Here is a 24421-nt window from a genome sequence, read left to right on the forward strand (position 1 = left end):
TCCCGCATGCGGCTCAACATAATATGATCGAAGAAATCCACTGCGCTGGTTGTGGTGTCGCCATTCAAACGGAAGACACAAAAGCACCAGGATACGCACCTAAATCTGCACTTGATCGTGAAATGGTCATTTGCCAACGTTGTTTTAAATTAAAGCACTACAATCAAATTCAAGATGTATCTTTATCGGACGATGATTTTGTTAAAATCTTAGACGGAATTGGTCAAAAAGATGCACTTGTCGTTAAAATCGTTGATATCTTCGATTTTAATGGAAGCTGGTTACCGGGATTACATCGGTTCGTCGGAAAAAATGATGTCTTACTCGTCGGGAACAAAGCCGATTTATTACCGAAGTCACTGAATCCGAACCGTCTCATGAACTGGATGCGTCAAGCATCGAAAGAACTTGGATTACGTCCAGTTGACGTTCATCTGATCAGTGCGAAAAAAGGTCACGGGGTCGATGAACTTGCTGAGAAAATCGATTATTATCGAAAAGGACGCGACGTCTATGTCGTTGGTTGTACAAATGTCGGGAAATCGACCCTGATCAACCAAGTCATCAAACGTTTCGGTGAAGAGGATGAGGCCGTCATCACGGTCAGTCACTTCCCAGGAACGACACTAGATTTAATCGACATCCCACTTGACGATAACTGTAACCTGTATGATACACCGGGGATCATTAATCATCACCAAATGGCTCACTACGTTGATGCGAAGGACTTGAAGCTGATCACACCGAAAAAAGAGATCAAGCCGCAAGTCTTCCAAATCCATCCGCAACAGACGCTCTTCTTTGGAGGTCTTGCGCGATTGGACTATATGGAAGGGAACAAGCGTTCATTCGTCATCTATATGTCGAACGAATTGAAAGTTCACCGGACGAAGCTTGAAAAAGCAGACGATCTATATGCGAACCATAACGGTGAGCTGTTGTCTCCGCCGAACGAAAAGACGCGTGAGATGCTACCTCCGCTCGTCCGTCATGAATTCAGTCTTCGCGACAACATGAAGACGGATATCGTCTTCAGTGGACTCGGGTGGGTTGCGGTTCATGGAAAAGGTGGACGTGTCGCTGCTTATGCCCCGAAAGGTGTCGCTGTATCTTTACGTGAGGCGCTCGTCTGATGCGCTTTGCCGTCATCGGTCATCCGATTGCCCATTCACTTTCACCTGAGCTGCATACAGCTTGGCTGGAAGCGGCTGGGCTTTTCGGCTGTTATGACCTTATCGATGTAACGGAGCATGAATTGCCACGAATCATTACGAAATTACGTACGCATCAGCTAGATGGAATCAATGTGACGATTCCCCATAAGACAGCAATCATTCCGTACCTGGATCGGCTGGAGCCGGCAGCTCAAAAAGCGGGTGCCGTCAACACGGTATACTGGAAGAATGGGCAGTTGATTGGTGCGAATACAGATGGAATCGGATTCGTCCGTGCGTTGACAGAACGTCGTCCGTCATTTCAAAAGACACTTGTCCTTGGTGCGGGCGGTGCAGCACGAGGAATCATTGCTGCGCTACCGGGAGATGTGACGCTCACGAACCGCACAGAAGAACGCTCTAGGGTGGTTGCCGATGAATTCGGAACACACGTTTTGCCATGGCACGAAACATTTGATTTAACGAGTTACGACGTCATCATCAATACGACCTCTGTCGGGATGGCGCCACATGTCGAAGCACGTCCGATTGAATTGACAGAGACGAACGCTTTGATTTGTGATATTATTTATCGACCGACGCCGACCCGTCTATTACGTGAAGCGACTGAAAAAGGTCTCGACACACTCGACGGCGTCCCGATGTTCGTCTTACAAGCGGCTGAAGCATTTGAACGTTTCACCGGACAAGCACCTGATCTCGCACTTGGCGAGCAGGTGATACGAAAGCAATTGGAGGAATTTTAATCATGTTAACAGGTAAACAAAAACGTTTTTTACGCGCGACAGCTCACGATTTAAACCCGATTTTCCAAGTCGGTAAAAATGGAGTCGGTGAAGCGATGTGCGCTGATTTGATGGATGCGCTCGAAAAGCGGGAGCTCTTGAAAGTACAAGTACTACAAAATTGTGCGGACGCACCAAAGGATGTCGCACAAGAACTCGTCGCAGGAACGAATGCTGAACTCGTTCAAGTCATCGGAAAAGTCATCGTTCTCTATAAAGAATCAAAAGAGAACAAGACGCTCGAATTGCCACGATGAAAATCGGACTGATGGGCGGAACGTTCGACCCTCCGCATATCGGTCATCTCCTGATTGCCGAACAAGCGCAGGAACAACTCGAACTTGATGCGGTCTGGTTTTTACCAGCAAATGTACCACCGCATAAACAACGTACTGTCACAGACGCAACTAAGCGTCTCCGTCTTGTAGAAGAAGCAATTGCATTGAACCCTGCCTTCTCTGTCTCTGCGATTGAATTTGAGCGAAAAGAACCTTCCTATACGTATGATACGATTCGTGCACTCAAGCACCGATACCCAGAGCATGAGTTTCTGTTTCTAATCGGCGCAGATTCACTCGTTAGTCTCGATACGTGGTATCAAGCTGAACGGTTATACGAGGAAGTCGTCTTTGGTGCCGTCGCTCGACCGGGAAGTCGGTATTTGATTCCGCGTGGTGCCCGTGTGAAAGCGGTCGATATGCCATTATTAGAAATTTCTTCGACGGATATCCGGCAACGGGTCGCGCGCGGACGGAGCATTCGCTACCTTGTACCGGAAGCCGTTCGACAACGGATTGAGGAGTGGAATCTATATGCGCCTTGAAGAAGCACGTCAAATCATTGAAAACACATTGCCTGAGCGACGCTATGTGCATACGTTAGGTGTCGTCGAGACGGCACGACACTTGGCTCTTAAATATGGTGTTGACGAAGAAGAAGCAACACTTGCTGCCATGCTCCATGATTATGCAAAATACCGCGATACGAATGAGATGCGTTCGATTGCCGTCGAATTGAATCAACGGATCTTACTTGACTATGATGACGAACTACTTCATGCGCCAGTGGGTGCGGAGCTTGTGCGTCGAGAACTTGGTCTTGATTCAGACGTGATTTATCAGGCCATCGCGAATCATACAACAGGGGCACCTGGTATGCCGTTACTTGATCAAATCATCTTCGTCGCGGATGCGATTGAGCCGAATCGTAGTTATTCGGGTGTCGAAGCGCTTCGTGAAGTAGCCGAGCAGGATTTGACGGACGCCGTCATCGCAACACTCAGTCAGACGATTCATTTTTTATGTACAAAACAAGCTATCATCTTTCCGCGAACGATTGAGACCTATAATGCCTTCGTCGCGGCCAAACGAAAGGGGACCGTCCTATGACAGTCGAACAAGAATTACAATTAATCGTAAATGCCATCGACGATAAACGTGCTGAAGATATCGTCGTCCTGAATATGTCGAGCATCTCACCAGTTGCCGACTATTTCGTCATCTGTGAAGGAAATTCAGAAAAACAAGTACAGGCGATCGCGCGTGAACTCAAAGAAGTCGCGCACGAACATAACCTGCCGATCAAACGCCTCGAAGGATTCGATGCGGCACGTTGGGTGTTGGCGGATCTTGAAAACGTCGTTGTTCATGTCTTCCACCGTGACGATCGTGATTACTATAACCTCGAAAAACTATGGGCAGATGCTCCAAAGGTTGAAGTCGAGGTCAACTAATGGCATACGAACAGTTCGCCTACATCTATGATGAATTGATGCAAGACGTCCCTTACGATCAATGGGTTGACTGGGTCAAAGCATACGTTCCGATTGGAAGTACAATTGCTGATATCGGATGTGGAACGGGTACGGCGACGCTTGCATTAGCAGCCCACTATGAGATGCTCGGGATCGATTTATCTGAAGAGATGCTCGAAGTCGCGCAGGAAAAAGCGATGGAAGAAGGATTGACTATTCAATTCTGGGCGCAAGACATGCGCGAAATCGAATTGCCGACACCTGTCGATGCCGTGACGATCCTATGCGACTCCTTGAATTATCTCCAGACGGAAGAGGATGTCAAACAGACGTTTACACATGTAGCAGCGATTCTAAAGGAGGGTGGACGTCTCTTATTTGATACACACTCCCCTTACAAAATGGAGACGCTGTTCAATGGGAAGACGTACGCGACACATGCGGAACAAAGCTCGTATATCTGGTTCGCGGATCCTGGTGAAGCGCCGCTTTCTGTCGTCCATGAACTGACATTCTTCATCGAGGAGGAGGATGGTCGCTATGAGCGTGTCGATGAAACGCATCATCAGCGGACGTATCCTCCGGCACAATACGTAACATGGTTACGCGAAGCCGGATTCCGGGTTCTCGCGGTCACAGGCGATTTTGGACCGGACGCTCCTTCTGAGACAGTCGAGCGGATCTTCTTCGTTGCCGAAAAAATGTAAAAGTGATTTCATCCGTCTTCTTTTAGCGATACACGTTCGTGTTGCTTGAAGGAGACGGATTTTTTTGTTCGTGAAACAGATGCTAATTCAAAGTAACGGTATGGATGGTAGGACTTTCATCCGACGAAACACTGCAGGATCGTGCTGTAAAGAATGGTTAGTGCGTATTCCTTCGTTTCCTGAAGTCTGTAGTGACCTGTTAGAGTCGTGGGAAAAGGAGGGATTCGTCTTGACCGTTCCACGTTTGCAACAGATAGCAGGTCTCGTCGTCGTCCTGCTGCTCATCATTTTATTGTTCGTACCATTACCCTCTTGTTCAAATGAAGCGATGGTCGATCAACCGTCCTTAACGGATAAACAACAAGAGGCAAAAGCAGAGCCAGCAGAAAAGGACACCTCGATTCGTGACAAACTCATCATGGTCGACGTAAAAGGAGCAGTAGAAGCGCCTGGACCTTATCAATTCCATTTGGGTGATCGAGTGAAGGATGCAATCGAAAAAGCAAAGACGACTGAAAAAGCCGATATTCGACAAATGAATCTCGCGGCACGTCTCATTGATGGACAGGAAGTCATCGTGCCGGTGAAAAAAGGGAAAGGTCAGCCAAAACCAACGAAACGCTCAAAAGCAGAGATACCGAAAGGATTGATTGACCTCAATGCGGCAACGGCGGAACAGTTGATGGAGGTTCCGGGAATTGGTCCCGCCAAAGCAGAAGCGATCTTAGCCTATCGTGAGGAGAAGGGGGGATTTGCGACATATGAATCACTCGGAGATGTGAAGGGCTTTGGGGAAAAGACGTTAGAATCGCTTAAATCCTACCTGATCGTCTACTGATGCCACTTCATGTGCTGTTCGTCCTCTTACTCATCGTTGCCATCAAAGAATCGATTTGGTGGTTAGTGCTCCTCATGCTCTTCGCTGTCTTGAAATCATGGTCTTTTTCAATCGGTCGTCTCTTTTTTCTGTTCATTCTGAGTTGCCTATTCATCGGAATGGGTCATCTGTCACCTGAACCGCATGACGTCTCGTCTGTTGACATCTTGTCAGGGAAGCGTAATGGGGATCGAATTCGTTATGAGGCAGAGAGTAACGGTCAATCGGTTCTATTGACGGCAACGATTACGGAAGAAGAAACAGGATACGAACGAATCGGGCACTCCTGTCGCGTAAATACGGAACCGCTCGATGTCCGCCAACAATCGAATGCTGGAGGGTTTGATGAACAGCAATTCATGCATACACATCGTTACGCTGGAAAGTGGGAAGTCCGTTCATTTGATTCCTGTCATCGGACACCTGGGTATGCGGCAGAAGGAAGACGGGTACGTGAAGTATGGCTAAAGCGGATCGAAGAATTGTTACCACAAAAGCAAGCATTCTACGTCGAAGCGCTTGTGTTTGGTGAGGATCGACTAATAGATCAAGTGACGCTCGAACGGTTTAAGAAATTCGGCTTATTACATGCAATCGTCATCTCAGGATCACATATCGCTTTTTTAGTATTTAGTTTGCTGTATGTCTTACGAAAAATCAGAATGACAAAAGAAAAACGACTCGATATCGTTCTTATCTTACTGCCGATTTACGGATGGTTGACGGAGTGGAGCCCTCCAGTCACACGAGCTGTTCTTGTCGCGATCATTCTGTTACTCGGTCGTCGTTTCCACAAACCGTTAGATCCGGTGGAGGTCATTGCAGGGGTCGCGGCTTTTCAATTGGCGATTCAACCGACTGTCATTTACGATATCGGATTTCAATTGACGGTCGGACTGACGCTGTTTCTTGTGCTGTCGAGACGACTAATGGGTTCGGTTCGTCGTCCTTGGAACTGGCTGCTGATCAGTGCTTGGGCACAGTTTGGAACACTCCTCTTTTTGCAGGGGATTGAACAGACGACTGTTTCAATTTGGTCGCCATTGTTGAACCTATTGATTGGTAGCTGGATTGAATGGGTGATTCTGCCGGGATCGTTCATTCTCGCGACACTTCCGTTCTTACCGATTCGTTCAACGTTTCAGATCGCGCATCAGTATGCGATTCAATGGATGGATCAAGTGTTACGACTGGCGGAGGATTTACCGTTGGCGATGGTTGCCGTTCCGGCATTTTCTCCGATCGTCTTGACGATCGTCGTTGTCGGAATCGGAATTGCTTGGTTCATTGCTGAGCGGAGATGGTGGGGGCATGTTCTCCCGTTGATCCTTTTACTTGCGGCATGGGGCTACACCGAGTGGCGCGCACCTGAGCAAGTCACGTTTTTAGATGTTGGGCAAGGCGATAGTATCGTGCTTGAGAAAGCAGGAGAGACATTCGTCGTGGATACCGGTGGCGTTTATCAACAAACGACGCATCCACTGCTCCGTCCGTTTGATCCAGGTAGTCATATCGTCGCTCCCTTTTTATTCACACGAGGAGAAGCCGAAATTGACGGTCTGATCGTGACACATGCTGATCACGATCACGTCGGTGGACTTCTAGGTGTACTGCGCCAAGTTCGCGTGAAAACCATTTATTTAGGTGCATATGACAACATGGATGAGAAGCGAAATGATTTGATTCGTTCTATCGAAGCCACTGGAACGCGTGTTGAGTTCGTTCAAAAGGGGCAAACGATTCGTCCTTGGTTACAGGTACTTGCACCAACTGGACGAAAAGAAGAAGAAAACGATCGGTCTATCATATTACTCGCACAGATTGCCAAGCAACGTGTTTTACTGACGGGCGACGCTGGACTAGCAATCGAAGACGAGTTAAAGATTGGTCCGATCGATATTCTAAAAGCAGGTCATCATGGTTCGAACACGTCGACCGGTGAAGAACTCTTACGAAAGACGAATCCGAAGATTGTCATCTTGTCAGTCGGACGAAAAAATCGATACGGGCATCCACATCCGGACGTCCTCGAACGAATCGGGACAGATCGGATCGTCTTTCGAACGGATGAGGACGGGAGTGTAACTTGTTCTTCAGCGGGCTGTGAACCTATGATAAAATAAAAAAACAGCAACCCCCCAAGGTTGCTGTTTTACTGATTATAGACTTAAGAACTTAATTGCGACACCGATGATGAACAAGACTGCGAAGAAGCCGAATGATGCACCAAAACCAACGGCAGAGTCGAGCGCATCGTTGCGTTTTGATTGAATATCGTTCTCGAACGCGTTTTCACTTGGTGGGCGTACTGAATGTGCCATGCTGCATTCCCCCTTAATAGATTCCGCTTCTAGTATAGCGGAATAAAAGAGGATTATCTATGATGAAGTTAAGAACAAACTGTGAAATGTGGTGGGAATGATGAAAACTCCTTGGCTCGTCAACGGAAAATTAGCAAATTTATACTTATTATATGGAACGGAACGACATCTGTTAGAAGAATGGGAACGTGAAATCGTGAAAGCGGCTCTTCCGGACGGAGAACGCTTTGATTATATGAAAATCGATTTGAACGACCAACCGCTTGATGCGGTGCTTGATGAAGCAGAGACGGTGCCATTCTTGAGTGACTACCGTGTCGTCGTTGCAAAACCTGCAACGTTTCTGACAGGAGCAAAAGATAAAAAACAACATAACCTCGAACGGTTAGCAGATTATATCCTACAACCGGCAGACTATGCGGTCGTTGTCTTGATTGTCGAAGCAGAAAAGCTCGATGAACGAAAAACCGTCGTTAAACGATTGAAGGAGCGCGCGACGGTGCTGGAGGCGAAAAAACCGACGACCGAAGAGCTGTTCCGCTTCGTCCTGGATGCCGTCAATGACAAAGGGTACCGGATGGAACGTCCGGCGATCGAGCGGCTTATTTTCCTGACTGCTGAGATGTGGGGGACATTAGCGCACGAACTGGAGAAGTTGATGTTGTTCGCAGGAGATCGACCGACGATCGAAATCGAGGATGTCGATTTGTTGGTTCCGCGGACATTAGAGGACAACGTTTTTCAATTAACGGACTACTTGATGAAGCGTCAACTCGAACCAGCAATCCGTTTGATTCGTGACCTTGAAAAACAGGGACAGGAAGTGTTGGCCCTTCTTGGGCTGATGGCACGGCAATATCGGATGATGCTGTTATCGAAACGATTAGCAGAACAAGGATACGGAGAACGACAAATCGCATCGAAAGTCGGAGCCCATCCCTATGCGATCAAATTGGCATTACAATCTGCGAAGAGGTTTACCTTTGCGCAGCTCGAGCAAGCACTCATCGCCATCACGACGACGGATGAAGGCATGAAGACGGGGCGCGGTGATAAGAAGATTCTATTCGATGCGTTGATCGTTCGCTTAGCGACACTATAGAGGAGGAGAATGATGATGGAAGTCCAGCTCATAACAGCAGAAGAAGTCATCCCATTACGGCATGAAGTGTTGCGTCCGCATCAACCACGTGAAGCGTGTGTTTATCCAGACGATGCGCGTGCCTCGACGTTTCATCTCGGCGGGATAAAAGCACAACAAATTGTCGCGATCGGTAGTTTCTCGGAACAATCACATGAACAAGCGCCAGGAGCGACGTACCAACTTCGTGGCATGGCGTCGAGTGAACAAGTGCGTGGTGAAGGATATGGTCGGGCGCTGATCGAAGAAGTCCGTCGTCTCTTGAAAGAACGACAAGTGACAGCTTGGTGGTGTAACGCCCGCGTTACGGCCCTTCCTTTTTATGAGCGTCTTGGACTAGAACGTGTTGGAGAACCGTTCCTCATTGAAGGAATTGGTCTTCACTATGTCATGATCGACCGTCTAGACGACAACTAAGACAACAAATGGCGGACGAAGGAATCGTTTCACACGAGTCCTTCGTCCGCCATTTCACATCATATAAAAAAATCGCCACTGGAGATACCTCCTAGTGGCGACCCATCACCGTATTCTTCGGAAAGAATTAAAGTGCGTTTACGAGTTTAGCGAGACGTGATTTGTCACGACCAGCTTTGTTGCTGTGGATGAGACCTTTAGCAGCAGCTTTGTCGATTTTTTTAGAAGCTGTAGCGAAAGCAAGGACCGCTTGGTCTTTGTTACCTTCAGCTGCGAAAGTTTCGACTGCTTTAATCGCTGAACGCATTGCCGATTTACGTTGTACGTTAGCGACGCGGCGTTTTTCAGCTGTTTTAACGCGTTTGATTGCTGATTTAATGTTAGCCATGGATGATTCACCTCCAATAAAACTCATTCGAGATTTATATTCGCATATCTGCAGTTATCGTTCAACAGAACAAACACAATTGTAGCAAACGTTTTTCTTAAAAGCAATACGACGTCTAGGGAATCTTCACATTTTGTTTTTCGGGTAAAACAAAACGAGATAGTACAGTGAAGCGCTTTTTGGTATAATGAACCGTATGTACGTTTGAAAATAAGGTAAGGTGACTCTAAACATGACGAATGAAGACCGTTTAAAGCGGCAGAAGAGTATTCGTAACTTCTCGATCATTGCCCATATCGATCACGGGAAGTCGACACTCGCTGACCGGATTTTAGAAAAAACTGGCGCGTTGACATCGCGCGAAATGAAAGATCAGACACTTGATGCCATGGATCTCGAACGTGAGCGTGGCATCACGATTAAACTCAACGCTGTTCAATTGAAGTATACAGCAAAAGACGGGGAAGATTACATTCTTCACCTCATTGATACACCTGGACACGTCGACTTCACATATGAAGTCTCGCGTTCACTTGCAGCTTGTGAAGGGGCTGTCCTCGTCGTCGATGCGGCGCAAGGAATCGAAGCGCAGACGCTTGCGAACGTTTACTTAGCACTCGACAACGATCTCGAAATCCTTCCGATCATCAACAAAATCGATTTGCCTTCTGCAGACGTCGAACGCGTCCGTCAAGAAATCGAAGATGTCATCGGACTTGATGCGTCTGAAGCCGTTCCGACATCCGCGAAAGCCGGAATCGGAATCGAAGAAATTCTCGAACAGATCGTCGAGAAAGTACCAGCTCCGACGGGTGATCCGTCTGCACCACTCGAAGCATTGATCTTTGACTCCTATTATGACGCTTACCGTGGTGTCGTAGCATCGATTCGAATCGTCAACGGAACAGTTAAAGTCGGCGATAAGATTCGGATGATGTCGACAGGTAAGGACTTTGAGGTTCTGGAACTTGCCGTTGCGACACCAAAACCATTACGTCAGCAAGAATTGACGGTCGGTGATGTTGGAACGTTGTCTGCTTCGATCAAAACGGTCGGCGACGTACGTGTCGGGGATACGATTACGCTTGCGAAACAGCCAGCTGCTGAAGCGCTGCCGGGATACCGTAAGATGAATCCGATGGTGTACTGTGGACTCTATCCAATCGATGCTGCGAAATACAACGATTTACGAGAAGCGCTTGAAAAACTACAACTTAGTGACGCGGCGCTTGAGTTCGAACCAGAGACATCACAAGCACTTGGATTCGGATTCCGTTGTGGATTCCTCGGGATGCTCCACATGGAAATCATCCAGGAGCGGATCGAACGTGAATTCAACATCGATATGATCACGACGGCACCGTCCGTTATCTATCACGTGACGACGACAGCGGGTGAAGTCTTGCATGTTGATAACCCATCGAAGATGCCGGATCAGCAAAAAGTTGAATTCATTGAAGAGCCGTTCGTTAAGGCTGCTGTCATGACACCGAATGATTACGTTGGTGCAATCATGGAGTTGTGTCAGAAGAAACGCGGAACATTCGTCGATATGCAATACATCGATACGACACGTGTCAAAATCACCTATGAATTGCCGTTATCTGAGATCGTCTACGATTTCTTTGATCAGTTGAAATCGAGTACAAAAGGATATGCGTCACTTGATTATGAATTGATCGGCTATCAACAGTCGCGTCTCGTCAAGATGGATATCCTTCTTAATAACGAAAACGTCGATGCGCTCAGCTTCATCGTTCACCGTGACTTCGCGTACGAACGTGGAAAGGTCATCGTTGATAAGCTGAAGGAATTGATTCCGCGGATGCAGTTCGAAGTGCCGATTCAGGCAGCAGTCGGAACAAAGATTGTCGCGCGTTCGACGATTAAAGCATTACGGAAGAACGTTCTCGCGAAATGTTACGGGGGAGACATCTCTCGGAAACGGAAGTTGCTCGAGAAGCAAAAAGAAGGTAAGAAACGCATGAAGATGGTAGGCTCAGTAGAGGTACCGCAAGAAGCCTTCATGTCCGTTCTATCTATGGACGAAGATTAAACAGGTGGGGGGCGCTTGCGTCCCCTTTTTGGTTTTTATAGAGAAAGGATGAGGCGAAATGGGAATACGCGCCGCATATGTCCACATCCCTTTTTGTGAACATATTTGTTACTACTGTGATTTCAATAAAGTCTTTTTAAAGAATCAGCCCGTCGATGAATACCTCGATGCGCTTGAACGCGAAATCGAACTGACGCTGAAACAATACCCGACAGATCATCTCGAGACGATCTTCATTGGTGGTGGCACACCAACTGCTTTGAATGAACCACAGATGCAACGTTTAATGGAAATCATTCAAAAGCATTTGTTGCCACTAACAGGTGACGATTTAGAGTATACGGTCGAGTCGAATCCGGACGGTGTATCGGAAGAGAAACTTGATATCATGAAGACAGGTGGTGTCAATCGTGTCAGTTTCGGTGTCCAATCGTTTGACGATGGTTTGCTCGAACGCATCGGTCGAACGCACCGGGAAGCGAAAGTCGCGCAGACGCTCGATGCAGCAGCGAAACGATTTAATAACATCTCCGTCGACTTGATGTTCGGATTACCGAATCAGACGCTCGATCAGGTCCGCTACGACGTTACACGGGCGCTACAATTACCGATTACGCATATTTCATCCTATTCATTGATTTTAGAACCACACACGGTTTTTGCGATTCAAGAGCGAAAAGGAAAACTACCGCTACCGACGCAAGATCTCGAGGCAGAGATGTATCAAGTGATGATCGAAACGATTGAAGCAGGTGGTTATGCACAGTATGAGATCTCGAACTTCGCAGAAGTTGGAAAAGAGAGTCGTCATAATCGCGTCTACTGGGAAAACGATGAGTACTACGGATTTGGTGCAGGCTCACATAGCTATATCAATCAGACGCGTCGTGCGAACATCGCACCGATTCCGCACTATATCAAGGCGGAAGGGTTACCGGTTCGAAAAGAGACGCCGTTGACGAACGTTGAGCGGATGGAAGAAGAGATGTTCCTCGGTCTTCGAATGAAGGACGGCGTATCGCTCGAGCGTTTCCAGGAGAAGTATGGAGTAGCGTTTAAAGATGTATTTGGTGAAGTCATGAAACGGTTGTTGCCAAACGGTCTCGTCGAGCAGACGGAGACACATATCCGTTTGACGCCAGCCGGAATTCCGCTAGCGAACGAAGTCTTTGCAGAGTTCATTGGTGAAGCGCAAGTACAATGACATAAGAGTAGCTGAAATCAATGAAAATGAGAGAAGCGGTGTTTCCCAAATGTGGAACACCGCTTCTCTCATTTTTTCGACTTCCTTAAAAAATACGCAGTCGTTCCGATGACCGCGATGAACAGCCAGACAAAGACTCCCGCCATTGCCAATAATTCAATCATCCGATTCATCCTTTCCGTTCTTTGTTTCACTGTATCGCAGAATGGGAAACTGTTCAAAGGGTCACGCAATTCGGTTGACATCGGGCGGACAATTCCTTATAGTAAAAGATGTAATTAGCACTCGTTAAAAGTGAGTGCTAACAAAATAAGGTGGTGAAGAAGGTGCTGACGGATCGTCAATTGTTGATTTTACGTGCAATCGTCGATGATTATATCAAGACTGCTCAACCCGTCGGCTCACGGACGCTCTCAAAACGAGACGACGTGACGTTCAGTTCCGCGACCATTCGTAACGAGATGGCGGACCTCGAAGAGATGGGTCTGATTGAAAAGCCACACACTTCCGCAGGACGGATTCCTTCCGAACTCGGATATCGTTTTTATGTCGACCATCTGATTCGTCCGGAAAACATCACACCAAAAGAAGCACAGGCATTGAAGTCACTCTTTGCCCATTCCGTGAATGAGAATGATCGGTTGATTCGGCACACAGCAGACCTGTTGAGTGATTTAACCCATTACACGACACTTGTACTTGGACCAAAAGAAGACGGACAACGACTGCATCATCTAGAATTAATTCCTCTTGCCGAGGGTCGTGTCGTCATCGTTCTCGTCACAGAGACGGGACATGTTGAACACAAGACATTGCAATTGAATCAAGCGTTGTCCCAGGAAGCAGCGAGCCGACTGATGGAACGTCTGAACCAGACGTTGCGCGGTACGCCGCTCTCAGCCTTACGCAGTCGTCTGCTTGAGGAAATCCGTCGCTTCCGTTCAGAGCATTCTGAGCAGACGGTATTGCTCTCGAAAGCACTTGATCTCGTCTTGACGGATCAAGAGGAGCGACCGTTCATTTATTTGGGCGGGAAAGCCAACATGTTCGATCAGCCTGAATTTCAGGACGTCGCAAAACTACGACCTGTTCTCGAACTGATCGAACAGCAAGAAGCTGTTCTCGATTTCCTACGACCGAATCTCGATAATCAAATCTTGATTACGATCGGGAGTGAGAACAATATGGATGCATTAAAAGATTGTAGCGTCATCCGGGCCCATTATTCGGTCGACGGTGTCTCAATTGGGACACTCGCATTGATCGGACCGAAACGGATGGATTACAACCGGGGAATCAACTCGATCATCCATCTACTTCAAGCATTCCAAACCGAATTGCATAAGAACAATTTGGATTGAATATAGAAAGGGGCTCGATTCAGAGTGGAAGAAAAAGAACAGAATCAAAACCTCCAACAAGAAGAAAACGTGACAGAGCCGACTGAAACCGTCGAAGTCACAGAAGAAGAAGTCATCCAAGCGGATCTCGTCGAAGACGAGAAGCCGGACTTCGAAGCACAACTCGCAGAAGCAAAAGCTTCAGAATTACGCCTCCGTGCGGATTTTGAGAACTTCAAGCGTCGTAACCGTGTCGAAGCAGAGAACCGCGCGAAGTATTCTTCACAAGCGATCGTCGAAAAGCTGTTGCCACTCGTCGATAACTTGGACCGGGCGCTCCAAATCGAGACGGAAAACGAGGAGACGAAATCTGTCTTGACGGGTGTCGAGATGGTAAAACGTCAACTCGTCGAAACGCTTCAAAATGAAGGCGTCGTCGAGATTCCAGCTGTCGGTGAAGCGTTCGATCCGAACTTACACCAAGCGGTCGTTCAAGAAGCGAGCGAAGAACACGCATCAGGTGTCGTCATCGCTGAATTCCAAAAAGGGTACAAATTGCACGATCGTGTGATTCGTCCGAGTATGGTTAAAGTAGCTGAGTAATCAGCCTGTACTTCATTATTCCAATCATTGAAAGCGAGGAAATAGATCATGGCAAAAATCATCGGTATTGACTTAGGTACAACGAACTCATGTGTTGCAGTAATGGAAGGTGGCGAACCCGTCGTCATCGCTAACGCAGAAGGAAACCGTACGACACCATCTGTCGTCGCATTCAAAAACGGTGAGCGTCAAGTAGGGGAAGTTGCAAAACGTCAAGCAATCACGAACCCGAACACGATCATGTCGATCAAACGTCATATGGGTACAGACTATAAAGTAGAAGTTGAAGGCAAAGACTACACACCACAAGAAGTCTCTGCGATCATCCTTCAAAAATTAAAAGCGCAAGCAGAAGACTACCTCGGTGAAAAAGTCACAGAAGCTGTCATCACAGTACCGGCTTACTTCAACGATGCAGAACGCCAAGCGACAAAAGACGCTGGTACAATTGCTGGTCTTGATGTAAAACGGATTATCAACGAGCCTACAGCAGCAGCGCTCGCTTACGGTCTCGAAAAAGGCGAAGATCACACGATCCTCATCTATGACCTTGGTGGCGGTACGTTCGACGTGTCGATCCTTGAGCTCGGTGATGGCGTCTTTGAAGTAGTTTCAACTGCAGGTGACAGCCGTCTTGGTGGAGATGATTTCGACCAAAAAATCATCGATCATCTCGTAGCAGAGTTCAAAAAAGAAAACGGCATCGATCTTGCTCAAGATAAGATGGCGCTTCAACGTTTGAAAGATGCAGCTGAAAAAGCGAAAAAAGACCTTTCAGGTGTTTCTTCAACACAAATCAGCCTTCCGTTCATCACAGCTGGCGCATCAGGTCCACTTCACTTGGAAATGACGCTCTCACGCGCGAAATTCGACGATCTCACAGCAGATCTCGTTGAACGTACGATGGAACCAACACGCCGTGCTATGAACGATGCAGGTCTGACACCAGACAAAATCGACAAAATCATCCTCGTTGGTGGTTCGACTCGTATTCCTGCAGTTCAAAAAGCAATCCAAGACTTCACTGGTAAAGAGTCGTTCAAAGGGGTTAACCCGGATGAAGTCGTTGCCCTCGGTGCAGCGGTTCAAGGTGGCGTATTGACAGGAGACGTCAAAGACGTCGTTCTTCTCGACGTAACTCCACTCTCACTCGGTATCGAGACAATGGGTGGCGTGATGACGAAATTGATCGATCGTAACACAACGATCCCAACTTCGAAATCACAAGTCTTCTCGACTGCAGCAGACAGCCAACCAGCTGTTGACATCCACGTCCTCCAAGGGGAACGTCCAATGGCAGCAGATAACAAAACACTTGGTCGCTTCCAATTGACGGACATTCCGCCAGCACCACGTGGTGTGCCACAAATCGAAGTTAAATTCGACATCGACGCGAACGGTATCGTTAACGTTTCTGCGAAAGATCTCGGAACGAACAAAGAACAGTCGATCACGATTCAATCATCAAGCGGTTTGACTGAAGCGGACATCGAGCAAATGGTCAAAGATGCAGAAGCAAACGCGGACGCAGACAACAAGCGTAAAGAAGAAGTCGAATTACGCAACGAAGCAGACCAACTCGTCTTCGCAACAGATAAAGCAATCAAAGACCTCGGTGAGCAAGTCGCTGACGCTGATAAAGAAAAAGCAGAAGCTGCAAAAGAAAAAGTAACAAAAGCTCTCGAAGGAACAGACATCGAAGCAATCCGTTCTGCAAAAGACGAATTGTCGACAGTCGTCCAAGAGTTGACACAAAAAGTCTACGAGAACATGGCACAGCAACAAGCGGGCGCTGAAGGCGCACAAGCTGGTGGTCAAGACGACAACGTCATGGACGCTGAGTTCGAAGAAGTCGACGAGAAAGACAACAAGTAATTCATCCGACCGATTTTTCGGGCGCTAGAGAGAGCCAAAGCGTATCCGCGCTTTGGCTCTTTCCATGTCGCACGAAGTTCGGTAAAATCAAACAGTATGAAATGAATCGGAATAGAGAGAGGAAGACTGCACGTGGAAAAACGCGATTATTATGAAGTACTAGGCGTCGCGCGCGATGCCTCATCAGCGGAAATCAAACGCGCGTACCGTAAGCTTGCCCGGACGTACCACCCGGACGTCAACAAGGAAGCGGATGCGGATGCGAAATTCAAGGAATTATCGGAAGCGTATGAAGTGTTGTCCGATGACAATAAACGAGCACGTTACGACCAATTCGGTCACCAAGATCCATCACAAGGTGGCGGTGGATTCAGTGGAGCTGAAGGATTTGGCGACATCTTCGACATGTTCTTCGGTGGCGGACGTCGTCAAGATCCAAATGCCCCACGTAAAGGACAGGACTTACAATACGTCGAGGAAATCGACTTCATGGAATCGGTCACAGGCGTCGAGAAGACGATCACGATCCCAGTCGAAGAAGATTGCGGTACATGTCATGGTTCGGGTGCTAAACCAGGAACACATCCAGAAACATGTAAACGATGCGGTGGTTCGGGGCACATCAACGTCGAACAAAACACGATGTTCGGTCGTGTCGTCAACCAAACGACGTGTTCGACATGTCATGGGCGTGGACAAATCGTCAAGGAGCCATGTGAAACATGTCGTGGAGCCGGTCGTGTCCGTAAAAACAAAGATGTCCGTGTCAAAATTCCAGCAGGGATCGACAATGGGCAACAAATCCGCTTAGCAGGCAAAGGGGAAGCCGGTGTCAACGGTGGACCAGCAGGTGACTTGTATGTCGTCGTCCGTGTCGCAGCACACGAACTGTTCGAACGTGTCGATGATCATATCGTCATGGATATGCCACTTACATTCGCACAAGCAACACTCGGTGATGAGATCGAAGTACCGACCGTTCATGGCAAGGTCAGTCTGAAGATTCCAGCGGGCACACAGACAGGATCACGTTTCCGTCTCCGCGGAAAAGGGATGCCGAACGTCCGGTCCGGTCATCATGGTGATCAATACGTCAACGTCGTCGTCATCACACCGAAGAATCTGACGGAACGTCAAAAAGAACTATTACGGGAATTCAATGAAATCAGCGATGAAAAAGGTGTCGAAGAGCAACACGAAGGTGTCTTCAGCCGGATCAAGACATTCTTTACAGGGTGATCACTACAGAGGAGCGTGACAAGAAATGAAATGGTCAGAGATCTGTGTCCATACGACACAAGAAGCCATCGAAGCAGTTTCAAACATCTTACATGAAGCGGGAGCAAGCGGAGTCGTCATCGAGGACGTCGAAGATTTCGAGATGATGTCCCACCGCGAAGATAACTTCGGTGAAATTTGGGATGAGACGAAACGGGACGAGTACCCGACTCAAGGTGTACTCGTGAAGGCGTATCTTGCAGAAAGCAGCGATTTGACGGACACGATCAAAGGCATCGAACAGGACATCCAACAATTGACGAACTTCGGTCTGTCGATTGGCACGGGTGCTGTCACGCTGACTCAAGTAGATGAAGAAGACTGGGCACATTCATGGAAACAATTCTATAAACCGGTCAAAATCAGTCGTCATCTGACGGTCGTCCCGATGTGGGAAGACTACACGCCACAACCGGATGAAAAGATCATCGAGCTCGATCCAGGTATGGCGTTCGGAACAGGAACACACCCGACGACGGTCCTCTGCATTCAAGCGATTGAGAACTACTTGCAAGAGCAAGACCGTGTCGTCGATGTCGGAACGGGATCCGGTGTCTTAGCGATTGCAGCAGCGAAGCTTGGGGCAAAAGATGTCTTTGCACTGGATTTAGACGAAGTCGCTGTCAAATCAGCGACAGAAAACGTCGCTTTGAACAACGTCAGTGAGCAGATCACGGTCCGTCAAGGCGATTTGATGAAGGAATTGAGTGAGCCGGTCGAGTTGATCGTCGCGAATATCTTAGCGGAAGTCATCCTCCTCTTCGTCAAGGATGCCTATACGCTGACGTTACCAGGCGGGCATTTCATCGCTTCCGGTATCATTAGTCAGAAGAAAGATATGGTCGTACAAGCGATGCAAGAAGCAGGATTTACGATCGTCGAGACGACGAAGCTTGAAGACTGGGTCGCAATCATCGCGAAACGGGAGGCATAAGCGCATGCAACGGTATTTCGTCGAGCCCTCGATGCGTCAGGGAGATGTCTTTCATCTCCCGAAAGACGACGCACACCATATGAAAAACGTCATGCGGATGGAAGTCAGCGGAGAGATTCTCGTACTCGACGGGACAGGTCTTTACCGGTGTCGCCTGGAAGCACTCGATAAAGAAGCGGCTTCTGCCCGGATCGAAGAGACTTTACCGATCGAGACGGAGTTACCGATTCGTGTGACGATCGCCCATGGATTGCCAAAAGGCGATAAGATCGAACTCGTTGCCCAAAAAGCAACGGAACTCGGGATGCATCATCTACGGATTTTCGAAGCCGATCGTTCCGTCTCGAAATGGGATCAGAAGAAGGTTCCGAAAAAGATTGAACGCCTCGAAAAAATCGTCAAGGAAGCAGCGGAACAATCGTACCGTGCCCACTTGCCGACAGTCGACTTCGTGGCGTATGATGAAGTCTTACAGGATGCATCGAACTACACGGCTTGTCTGGTTGCCTATGAAGAATCAGCGAAACAAGGGGAGGCCTCCGTCCTCGCTATGACGCTTGCTGGACTGCAAGAAGGAGATTCCCTTCTTGTCGTCATCGGACCTGAAGGTGGGTTCGCTGAAGCAGAAATCGCACGTTTGACGGATGCCGGTTTTAAACAAGCCGCTCTAGGGCGCCGCATCTTACGGACGGAAACGGCACCGTTGTATGTCCTTTCCGCCGTCTCGTATCATTTTGAATTGAAAGGGTGAACGAAATGGCAACTGTTGCCTTTCAAACGCTTGGCTGTAAAGTCAACCATTACGAAACAGAAGCTGTCTGGCAACTGTTCAAGGACGCTGGTTACGCACGCGTTGATTTTGCTGATCATGCGGACGTGTATGTCGTCAATACATGTACGGTCACGAATACCGGAGATAAGAAAAGTCGCCAAGTCATCCGACGGGCGATTCGCCAAAATCCGGATAGTGTCATCTGCGTAACGGGCTGTTATGCCCAAACGTCTCCTGCTGAAATCATGGCGATTCCTGGCGTCGATGTCGTCGTTGGAACGCAAGATCGGCATAAAATGATTGGATACATTGAACAATTCCGTGAAGAACGCATGCCAATCAATGCGGTCGGAAACATCATGAAAGCAAAAGTCTATGAAGAACTAGATGTACCGGCCTTTACTGACCGGACGCGGGCTTCGCTGAAAATTCAGGAAGGCTGTAACAACTTCTGTACGTTCTGTATCATCCCATGGGCGCGTGGTCTCATGCGGTCTCGTCAACCAGAAGATGTCTTGAAGCAAGCACAACAGCTCGTTGATGCGGGTTACAAAGAAATCGTCTTGACGGGAATCCATACAGGTGGATACGGAGAAGACTTGAAAGACTACAACTTAGCGAAATTACTTAAAGCACTCGAATCCGTCAATGGACTTGAACGCTTACGCATTTCGTCGATCGAAGCGAGTCAAATCACGGACGAGGTACTCGATGTCCTGAAGGACTCACCAATCGTCGTTCGTCACTTGCACGTTCCGATCCAGTCGGCTTCCGATACGGTCCTTCGCCGGATGCGCCGCAAGTATACGATGGCGGAATTCGGAGAACGGATCACGCGTCTGAAGGAAGTCCTGCCTGACTGTGCAATCACGTCGGATGTCATCGTTGGTTTCCCAGGTGAGACGGAAGAAGAGTTCATGGAAACGTTCAACTTCATCAACGATCATAAGTTCAGTGAGTTGCATGTCTTCCCGTACTCGAAACGGACGGGAACACCAGCTGCGATGATGGACGATCAAGTCGAGGAATCAATCAAAGAAGAACGCGTCGCGCGCTTGATCGCATTATCAGATCAACTCGCAAAGGAATATGCTTCGAAATACGAAGGGGAACTGCTTGAGATCATTCCGGAAGAATTCTCGGAAGAAGCAGGCGGTCGTCTCGTCGGTTACACAGATAACTATTTGCGTGTCGCAATCGAAGGCGATGAGTCGATGATCGGACAACTCGTTCGTGTCAAAATCACGAAAGCCGGTTATCCGATGAACGATGGTCAATTCGTTCGCATCATGCAGACACTTAAAGACGCTGTAGTCTAATCGAAAGGGCAAAGGGAACCTCTGGTTTTCTTTGCCACTTTTTTTGTTTTCATTTCAGGAATGCGCTACACTGAATACAGTTCAATTAAGGAAAGAGGATATTATTCATGCGAATCAACAAATTCATTAGTGAAACGGGCTTTTGCTCAAGGCGTGCTGCCGATAAATTAGTCGACGCAGGTCGTGTGACGATCAACGGTCTGACGGCAGAACTCGGCTCGCAAGCTGAAGAGACGGACGTCGTCGAAATCGACGGTCAGCCACTCCAAACGAAACCAAAACCCGTCTACATCGTCTTAAATAAACCGGTCGGCATTACGTGTACGACGGAGCTTGATATCGAAGGAAATATCATCGATTTCGTTAATCATCCGAAGCGGATTTTCCCGATCGGTCGTCTCGATAAGGATTCAGACGGTTTGATTCTGTTAACGAATGACGGTGATGTCGTCAACCGGATTCTCCGGGCAGAAAACAATCACGATAAGGAATATATCGTGACTGTCGATGCCCCGATCACGGACACATTCATTCAAGGAATGGCGAGTGGTGTTGACATTCTTGGTACAACGACGAAGGAATGTATCGTTGAACCACTTGAGACACGGACATTTCGCATCATTTTGACGCAAGGGTTAAATCGTCAGATTCGTCGAATGTGTAAAGAGTTCGGCTACCGGGTCAAACGGCTGCAGCGCGTCCGGATCATGAACATCGAGCTTGGCGATTTACCGATTGGTTCTTGGCGTGATTTGACGGAAGAGGAATTACGCGAATTGTTTAAGACGCTTGACGCACAATAAGGTTCAATGAAAGTCGCCACTGGCGGCTTTCTTCATACATAAGGGGGATGACCGTGGATAAACGGGGTATGAGTGCGACATTCGTCGCCTACGTGATTGGTGGACTGTTGCCAATCTACAAAGTGTTTGCTGCTGGAATTCCAGCATGGACGGTCGTTTCAATCCGGATTTTAAGTGCGTTCATCTTCGTGACACTATTGTTACGCTTGACGAAGAAGTTTCAATTCGTTCGTCACCTGTGGCAAAACAAACGCCAACGTTATACCGTGCTTGCGGCAGGTCTCGTATTAGGTGGGAACTGGTCACTCTATCTGTATGCCATCGGAGAAGGGTATATCGTCGAGTCGTCGCTCGGGTATTATATCAATCCGCTCGTCAGCGTCTTGTTCGGTTTGATCTTTTTTAAGGAACGATTAACGCGTCCACAAATCATCGCGATTGTATCAGCAATCACTGGTGTGATGATTTTAACGCTCGGTTATGGACACTTTCCGATCATTGCCTTTTCACTTGCCATCTCGTTCGCATTTTACGGTGTGCTGAAGAAAAAGGCGGCAGCCGAGCCATTATCGGGATTATTTTTAGAGACGCTCGTCACGCTCCCGTTCGCTCTCTTGACGCTAGGCGTGACGGATAGTCAACCGCTTGCGATGCCGACGAGTGCACTGCTTGCAATCATCATGCTCGGAATCGCAACAGCAGTTCAATTGATGTTATTTGGATACGGGATGCCGAAAATCCCGTTCGTTTACGTCGGAATTCTGCAGTACATTGCACCAACGTTAACGCTACTTCTTGGAATTTATCTATTTAATGACGTCTTTACGACGATTCACTTCATCGCTTTCCTGTTCATTTGGATTGCCGTTGCTTTGTTTACGATCAGCGGTTTATCAGCAGGAAAGATACGGATGAAGAAGGTATCATAACGAAAGAAGGGATTATGTGAATCTACCGGGATTTTTTGCGACGCTTGTCGCATATATCATTTGGGGGCTCTTACCGCTTTACTGGAAGATGCTCGCTAATGTACCGAGTGAAGAGATACTAGCGCACCGGATCATCTGGTCGTTTCTATTTCTACTCATCTTACTGTCGTTTCAAAAAGCACTTGGAAAATGGAAGACGGCATTGCGTGATCCGTTCACGCGCCGACTCTTTTTCTTAAATGGACTGATCATCAGCTTGAATTGGTTCATCTACATCTGGGCTGTCAATCATCAATTTATCGTTGAGGCGTCGCTCGGCTATTACATCAATCCGCTCGTCAGCATCGTCTTTGGTGTCTTCTTCTTTCAAGAAAAGCTCTCACGGATTGAATGGATCTCGATTGTCCTTGCGACGATCGGTGTTCTGATTTTAACGATTGGCTACGGCGAATTTCCATGGATCTCGATTGCGCTTGCCTTAAGCTTCGGTTTTTACGGCGTCGTCAAAAAACGTCGTCCGCTTGAATCAACGGTCAGTCTGACACTTGAGACGATGGCGCCGCTTCCACTGGCTTTGATCTTCCTCGGATATTGGCAAGTACAGGGAACGTCTTCGATAACCGAATCTGTCGGTACGATGACTGGACTCATCTTAACGGGGATTGTCACCGCTGTGCCACTTTTGTTATTTGGATTCGGGGCACAACGAATTCCATTCACATGGGTTGGATTCTTGCAATTCGTCGCACCAACCTTATCACTTGGACTCGGTGTTTTGCTCTATCATGAACCGTTTACTAAAACACATATGGTGGCGTTTACATGTATTTGGACAGCAGCGATTGTCTTTACGCTCAATGGAGTCTGGATTCGAAAAAAACAGCTTCGAAAAGTCGCGTAAAAAGATAGAAGTCAGACCTCTTGCGTGATAGAATAATATCAGAGTCAAAGGGAAGCCTTAAGGAGGATAACAATCATGAATTTAGCAGGAATGATCGACCATACGGCACTGAAGCCAGAAACATCACGTGCTCAAATCGAAACACTCTGTAAAGAAGCATTAGAATACAAATTCGCAAGCGTCTGCGTTAACCCGACATACGTCACGTTAGCATCAGAACTCTTAAAGTCAGATGATGACGTGAAAGTATGTACAGTCATCGGGTTCCCACTTGGAGCAAACACGCCAGAAGTGAAAGCATTCGAAACAAAGGATGCCATTCAAAACGGTGCAACAGAAATCGATATGGTTTTAAACATCGGCGCACTAAAAGATGGAAATCTTGAGTTAGTAGAACGTGATATTCGTGCAGTTGTCGAAGCGGCGAACGGTACGCTCGTTAAAGTCATCTTTGAAAACTGTCTTCTTACAAAAGAAGAAATCAAAACAGCTGCTGAACTTTCAGTTAAAGCAGGTGCTAACTTTGTGAAAACATCAACTGGTTTCTCAACAGGTGGTGCAACAGTCGAAGATATCCGTCTCATGCGTGAGACAGTCGGTCCTGATATCGGTGTTAAAGCGTCTGGTGGCGTTCGTGACTTCGAAGGTGCAAAAGCAATGATCGATGCAGGTGCATCACGCATTGGTGCTTCAGCAGGAATCGCAATCGTTACTGGTGGTACGTCTGATAGCGACTACTAAGAATATGTCACATGTCTCTCTTTTTTAGAGGGGCATGTTTTTTTGTTGTGGGATTATTCTGAATTTGGATTTTGTATTAAAAAGTCAGACATCGCTTCCGAT

26 protein-coding genes are annotated in these 24421 nt (G+C 47.7%); 24 read left to right on the forward strand and 2 right to left on the reverse strand.

Annotated features, from left to right (window positions below; all coding sequences use genetic code 11):
- Positions 1-23 precede the first annotated feature (23 nt).
- From yqeH to Q7C19_RS00610, 9 genes are all read left to right on the forward strand, one after another.
- Positions 24-1133, forward strand: coding sequence for a ribosome biogenesis GTPase YqeH (gene yqeH / locus Q7C19_RS00570; protein ID WP_023467421.1), 1110 nt, complete (start codon positions 24-26; stop codon positions 1131-1133).
- Complete coding sequence (gene aroE / locus Q7C19_RS00575; RefSeq protein WP_035409309.1) at positions 1133-1921, forward strand: shikimate dehydrogenase; 789 nt, start codon at positions 1133-1135, stop codon at positions 1919-1921. Before yqeH ends, aroE begins: the two co-directional genes overlap by 1 nt.
- 2 nt (positions 1922-1923) lie before the next feature.
- On the forward strand, positions 1924-2217 hold the full coding sequence (yhbY, locus tag Q7C19_RS00580; protein ID WP_023467424.1) for a ribosome assembly RNA-binding protein YhbY: 294 nt from the start codon (positions 1924-1926) through the stop codon (positions 2215-2217).
- Positions 2214-2783 carry a nicotinate-nucleotide adenylyltransferase gene (nadD, locus tag Q7C19_RS00585; protein WP_035409307.1) on the forward strand — a complete coding sequence of 190 codons (570 nt, stop codon included), beginning with the start codon at positions 2214-2216 and terminating at the stop codon, positions 2781-2783. The genes yhbY and nadD overlap by 4 nt, the downstream gene beginning before the upstream one ends.
- A complete protein-coding gene (gene yqeK / locus Q7C19_RS00590) occupies positions 2773-3348 on the forward strand; it encodes a bis(5'-nucleosyl)-tetraphosphatase (symmetrical) YqeK (RefSeq protein ID WP_035409306.1) in 576 nt (191 codons plus the stop codon). The genes nadD and yqeK overlap by 11 nt, the downstream gene beginning before the upstream one ends.
- A complete protein-coding gene (gene rsfS, locus Q7C19_RS00595) occupies positions 3345-3692 on the forward strand; it encodes a ribosome silencing factor (protein WP_023467427.1) in 348 nt (115 codons plus the stop codon). The genes yqeK and rsfS overlap by 4 nt, the downstream gene beginning before the upstream one ends.
- Positions 3692-4420: a class I SAM-dependent DNA methyltransferase gene (locus Q7C19_RS00600; protein ID WP_035409303.1), complete on the forward strand. Its 729-nt coding sequence runs from the start codon at positions 3692-3694 to the stop codon at positions 4418-4420. Before rsfS ends, Q7C19_RS00600 begins: the two co-directional genes overlap by 1 nt.
- Before the next feature lie 229 nt (positions 4421-4649).
- Entirely contained in the window at positions 4650-5258 is a 609-nt protein-coding gene (locus Q7C19_RS00605) for a helix-hairpin-helix domain-containing protein (protein WP_035409301.1), read from the forward strand.
- Positions 5258-7420 carry a DNA internalization-related competence protein ComEC/Rec2 gene (locus Q7C19_RS00610; protein WP_375091412.1) on the forward strand — a complete coding sequence of 721 codons (2163 nt, stop codon included), beginning with the start codon at positions 5258-5260 and terminating at the stop codon, positions 7418-7420. The genes Q7C19_RS00605 and Q7C19_RS00610 overlap by 1 nt, the downstream gene beginning before the upstream one ends.
- Positions 7421-7456: 36 nt before the next feature.
- Here Q7C19_RS00610 and Q7C19_RS00615 read toward each other — a convergent pair whose 3' ends face one another.
- The gene (locus Q7C19_RS00615; RefSeq protein WP_023467431.1) at positions 7457-7618 is read right to left on the reverse strand and encodes a YqzM family protein; all 162 of its coding nucleotides are present in this window, start codon (positions 7616-7618) and stop codon (positions 7457-7459) included.
- A 100-nt stretch (positions 7619-7718) separates the two neighbouring features.
- On the opposite strand from Q7C19_RS00615, the gene holA reads away from it, so the two are divergent.
- Both holA and Q7C19_RS00625 read left to right on the forward strand, forming a co-directional pair.
- A complete protein-coding gene (gene holA, locus Q7C19_RS00620) occupies positions 7719-8720 on the forward strand; it encodes a DNA polymerase III subunit delta (RefSeq protein WP_023467432.1) in 1002 nt (333 codons plus the stop codon).
- 12 nt (positions 8721-8732) lie between these two features.
- The gene (locus Q7C19_RS00625; RefSeq protein ID WP_375091413.1) at positions 8733-9176 is read left to right on the forward strand and encodes a GNAT family N-acetyltransferase; all 444 of its coding nucleotides are present in this window, start codon (positions 8733-8735) and stop codon (positions 9174-9176) included.
- 127 nt (positions 9177-9303) lie between these two features.
- Here the strand turns inward: Q7C19_RS00625 and rpsT are convergent, their stop codons facing one another.
- Positions 9304-9564 (reverse strand): 30S ribosomal protein S20, encoded by a 261-nt coding sequence (gene rpsT, locus Q7C19_RS00630; protein ID WP_023467434.1) that lies wholly within the window; start codon positions 9562-9564, stop codon positions 9304-9306.
- Between the two features lie 232 nt (positions 9565-9796).
- Here rpsT and lepA point away from each other — a divergent pair, with 232 nt between their 5' ends.
- From lepA to deoC, 13 genes are all read left to right on the forward strand, one after another.
- Positions 9797-11620, forward strand: coding sequence for a translation elongation factor 4 (gene lepA / locus Q7C19_RS00635; protein ID WP_035409294.1), 1824 nt, complete (start codon positions 9797-9799; stop codon positions 11618-11620).
- A 58-nt stretch (positions 11621-11678) separates the two neighbouring features.
- On the forward strand, positions 11679-12824 hold the full coding sequence (hemW, locus tag Q7C19_RS00640) for a radical SAM family heme chaperone HemW (RefSeq protein ID WP_035409292.1): 1146 nt from the start codon (positions 11679-11681) through the stop codon (positions 12822-12824).
- A gap of 326 nt (positions 12825-13150) precedes the next feature.
- Entirely contained in the window at positions 13151-14185 is a 1035-nt protein-coding gene (gene hrcA / locus Q7C19_RS00645) for a heat-inducible transcriptional repressor HrcA (protein ID WP_035409289.1), read from the forward strand.
- A gap of 24 nt (positions 14186-14209) precedes the next feature.
- Positions 14210-14767, forward strand: a complete 558-nt coding sequence (gene grpE / locus Q7C19_RS00650; RefSeq protein WP_290748740.1) for a nucleotide exchange factor GrpE — start codon at positions 14210-14212, stop codon at positions 14765-14767.
- Between the two features lie 48 nt (positions 14768-14815).
- On the forward strand, positions 14816-16642 hold the full coding sequence (dnaK, locus tag Q7C19_RS00655) for a molecular chaperone DnaK (RefSeq protein WP_035398411.1): 1827 nt from the start codon (positions 14816-14818) through the stop codon (positions 16640-16642).
- A gap of 132 nt (positions 16643-16774) precedes the next feature.
- Positions 16775-17881, forward strand: a complete 1107-nt coding sequence (gene dnaJ, locus Q7C19_RS00660; protein ID WP_023467442.1) for a molecular chaperone DnaJ — start codon at positions 16775-16777, stop codon at positions 17879-17881.
- A 25-nt stretch (positions 17882-17906) separates the two neighbouring features.
- Complete coding sequence (gene prmA / locus Q7C19_RS00665; RefSeq protein ID WP_035409285.1) at positions 17907-18854, forward strand: 50S ribosomal protein L11 methyltransferase; 948 nt, start codon at positions 17907-17909, stop codon at positions 18852-18854.
- Positions 18855-18858: 4 nt separating this feature from the next.
- A complete protein-coding gene (locus Q7C19_RS00670; protein ID WP_375091414.1) occupies positions 18859-19605 on the forward strand; it encodes a 16S rRNA (uracil(1498)-N(3))-methyltransferase in 747 nt (248 codons plus the stop codon).
- Between the two features lie 5 nt (positions 19606-19610).
- Positions 19611-20945 carry a tRNA (N(6)-L-threonylcarbamoyladenosine(37)-C(2))-methylthiotransferase MtaB gene (mtaB, locus tag Q7C19_RS00675; protein ID WP_035409280.1) on the forward strand — a complete coding sequence of 445 codons (1335 nt, stop codon included), beginning with the start codon at positions 19611-19613 and terminating at the stop codon, positions 20943-20945.
- Positions 20946-21052: 107 nt separating this feature from the next.
- Positions 21053-21748: a 23S rRNA pseudouridine(2604) synthase RluF gene (rluF, locus tag Q7C19_RS00680; protein ID WP_056060072.1), complete on the forward strand. Its 696-nt coding sequence runs from the start codon at positions 21053-21055 to the stop codon at positions 21746-21748.
- A 47-nt stretch (positions 21749-21795) separates the two neighbouring features.
- Positions 21796-22677, forward strand: coding sequence for an EamA family transporter RarD (gene rarD, locus Q7C19_RS00685; RefSeq protein ID WP_375091415.1), 882 nt, complete (start codon positions 21796-21798; stop codon positions 22675-22677).
- A gap of 16 nt (positions 22678-22693) precedes the next feature.
- Positions 22694-23578, forward strand: coding sequence for an EamA family transporter RarD (rarD, locus tag Q7C19_RS00690; RefSeq protein ID WP_035409275.1), 885 nt, complete (start codon positions 22694-22696; stop codon positions 23576-23578).
- A gap of 75 nt (positions 23579-23653) precedes the next feature.
- Positions 23654-24319: a deoxyribose-phosphate aldolase gene (deoC, locus tag Q7C19_RS00695; RefSeq protein ID WP_375091416.1), complete on the forward strand. Its 666-nt coding sequence runs from the start codon at positions 23654-23656 to the stop codon at positions 24317-24319.
- Positions 24320-24421: the final 102 nt, after the last annotated feature.

The organism is Exiguobacterium sp. PHA03 (assembly GCF_041945985.1).
GTDB lineage: Bacteria > Bacillota > Bacilli > Exiguobacteriales > Exiguobacteriaceae > Exiguobacterium_A.

What these genes read in the sequence shown, in the direction of transcription:
- Q7C19_RS00625 (WP_375091413.1), top strand. Translation starts at nt 8,733, where the DNA reads ATGATGGAAGTCCAGCTCATAACAGCAGAAGAAGTCATCCCATTACGG.
- yqeH (WP_023467421.1), top strand. Translation starts at nt 24, where the DNA reads ATGATCGAAGAAATCCACTGCGCTGGTTGTGGTGTCGCCATTCAAACG.
- yhbY (WP_023467424.1), top strand. Translation starts at nt 1,924, where the DNA reads ATGTTAACAGGTAAACAAAAACGTTTTTTACGCGCGACAGCTCACGAT.
- lepA (WP_035409294.1), top strand. Translation starts at nt 9,797, where the DNA reads ATGACGAATGAAGACCGTTTAAAGCGGCAGAAGAGTATTCGTAACTTC.
- prmA (WP_035409285.1), top strand. Translation starts at nt 17,907, where the DNA reads ATGAAATGGTCAGAGATCTGTGTCCATACGACACAAGAAGCCATCGAA.
- rpsT (WP_023467434.1), bottom strand. Translation starts at nt 9,564, where the DNA reads ATGGCTAACATTAAATCAGCAATCAAACGCGTTAAAACAGCTGAAAAA.
- hemW (WP_035409292.1), top strand. Translation starts at nt 11,679, where the DNA reads ATGGGAATACGCGCCGCATATGTCCACATCCCTTTTTGTGAACATATT.
- Q7C19_RS00600 (WP_035409303.1), top strand. Translation starts at nt 3,692, where the DNA reads ATGGCATACGAACAGTTCGCCTACATCTATGATGAATTGATGCAAGAC.
- rluF (WP_056060072.1), top strand. Translation starts at nt 21,053, where the DNA reads ATGCGAATCAACAAATTCATTAGTGAAACGGGCTTTTGCTCAAGGCGT.
- Q7C19_RS00615 (WP_023467431.1), bottom strand. Translation starts at nt 7,618, where the DNA reads ATGGCACATTCAGTACGCCCACCAAGTGAAAACGCGTTCGAGAACGAT.
- yqeK (WP_035409306.1), top strand. Translation starts at nt 2,773, where the DNA reads ATGCGCCTTGAAGAAGCACGTCAAATCATTGAAAACACATTGCCTGAG.
- deoC (WP_375091416.1), top strand. Translation starts at nt 23,654, where the DNA reads ATGAATTTAGCAGGAATGATCGACCATACGGCACTGAAGCCAGAAACA.
- holA (WP_023467432.1), top strand. Translation starts at nt 7,719, where the DNA reads ATGAAAACTCCTTGGCTCGTCAACGGAAAATTAGCAAATTTATACTTA.
- nadD (WP_035409307.1), top strand. Translation starts at nt 2,214, where the DNA reads ATGAAAATCGGACTGATGGGCGGAACGTTCGACCCTCCGCATATCGGT.
- aroE (WP_035409309.1), top strand. Translation starts at nt 1,133, where the DNA reads ATGCGCTTTGCCGTCATCGGTCATCCGATTGCCCATTCACTTTCACCT.
- dnaK (WP_035398411.1), top strand. Translation starts at nt 14,816, where the DNA reads ATGGCAAAAATCATCGGTATTGACTTAGGTACAACGAACTCATGTGTT.
- rarD (WP_375091415.1), top strand. Translation starts at nt 21,796, where the DNA reads ATGACCGTGGATAAACGGGGTATGAGTGCGACATTCGTCGCCTACGTG.
- mtaB (WP_035409280.1), top strand. Translation starts at nt 19,611, where the DNA reads ATGGCAACTGTTGCCTTTCAAACGCTTGGCTGTAAAGTCAACCATTAC.
- Q7C19_RS00610 (WP_375091412.1), top strand. Translation starts at nt 5,258, where the DNA reads ATGCCACTTCATGTGCTGTTCGTCCTCTTACTCATCGTTGCCATCAAA.
- Q7C19_RS00670 (WP_375091414.1), top strand. Translation starts at nt 18,859, where the DNA reads ATGCAACGGTATTTCGTCGAGCCCTCGATGCGTCAGGGAGATGTCTTT.
- rsfS (WP_023467427.1), top strand. Translation starts at nt 3,345, where the DNA reads ATGACAGTCGAACAAGAATTACAATTAATCGTAAATGCCATCGACGAT.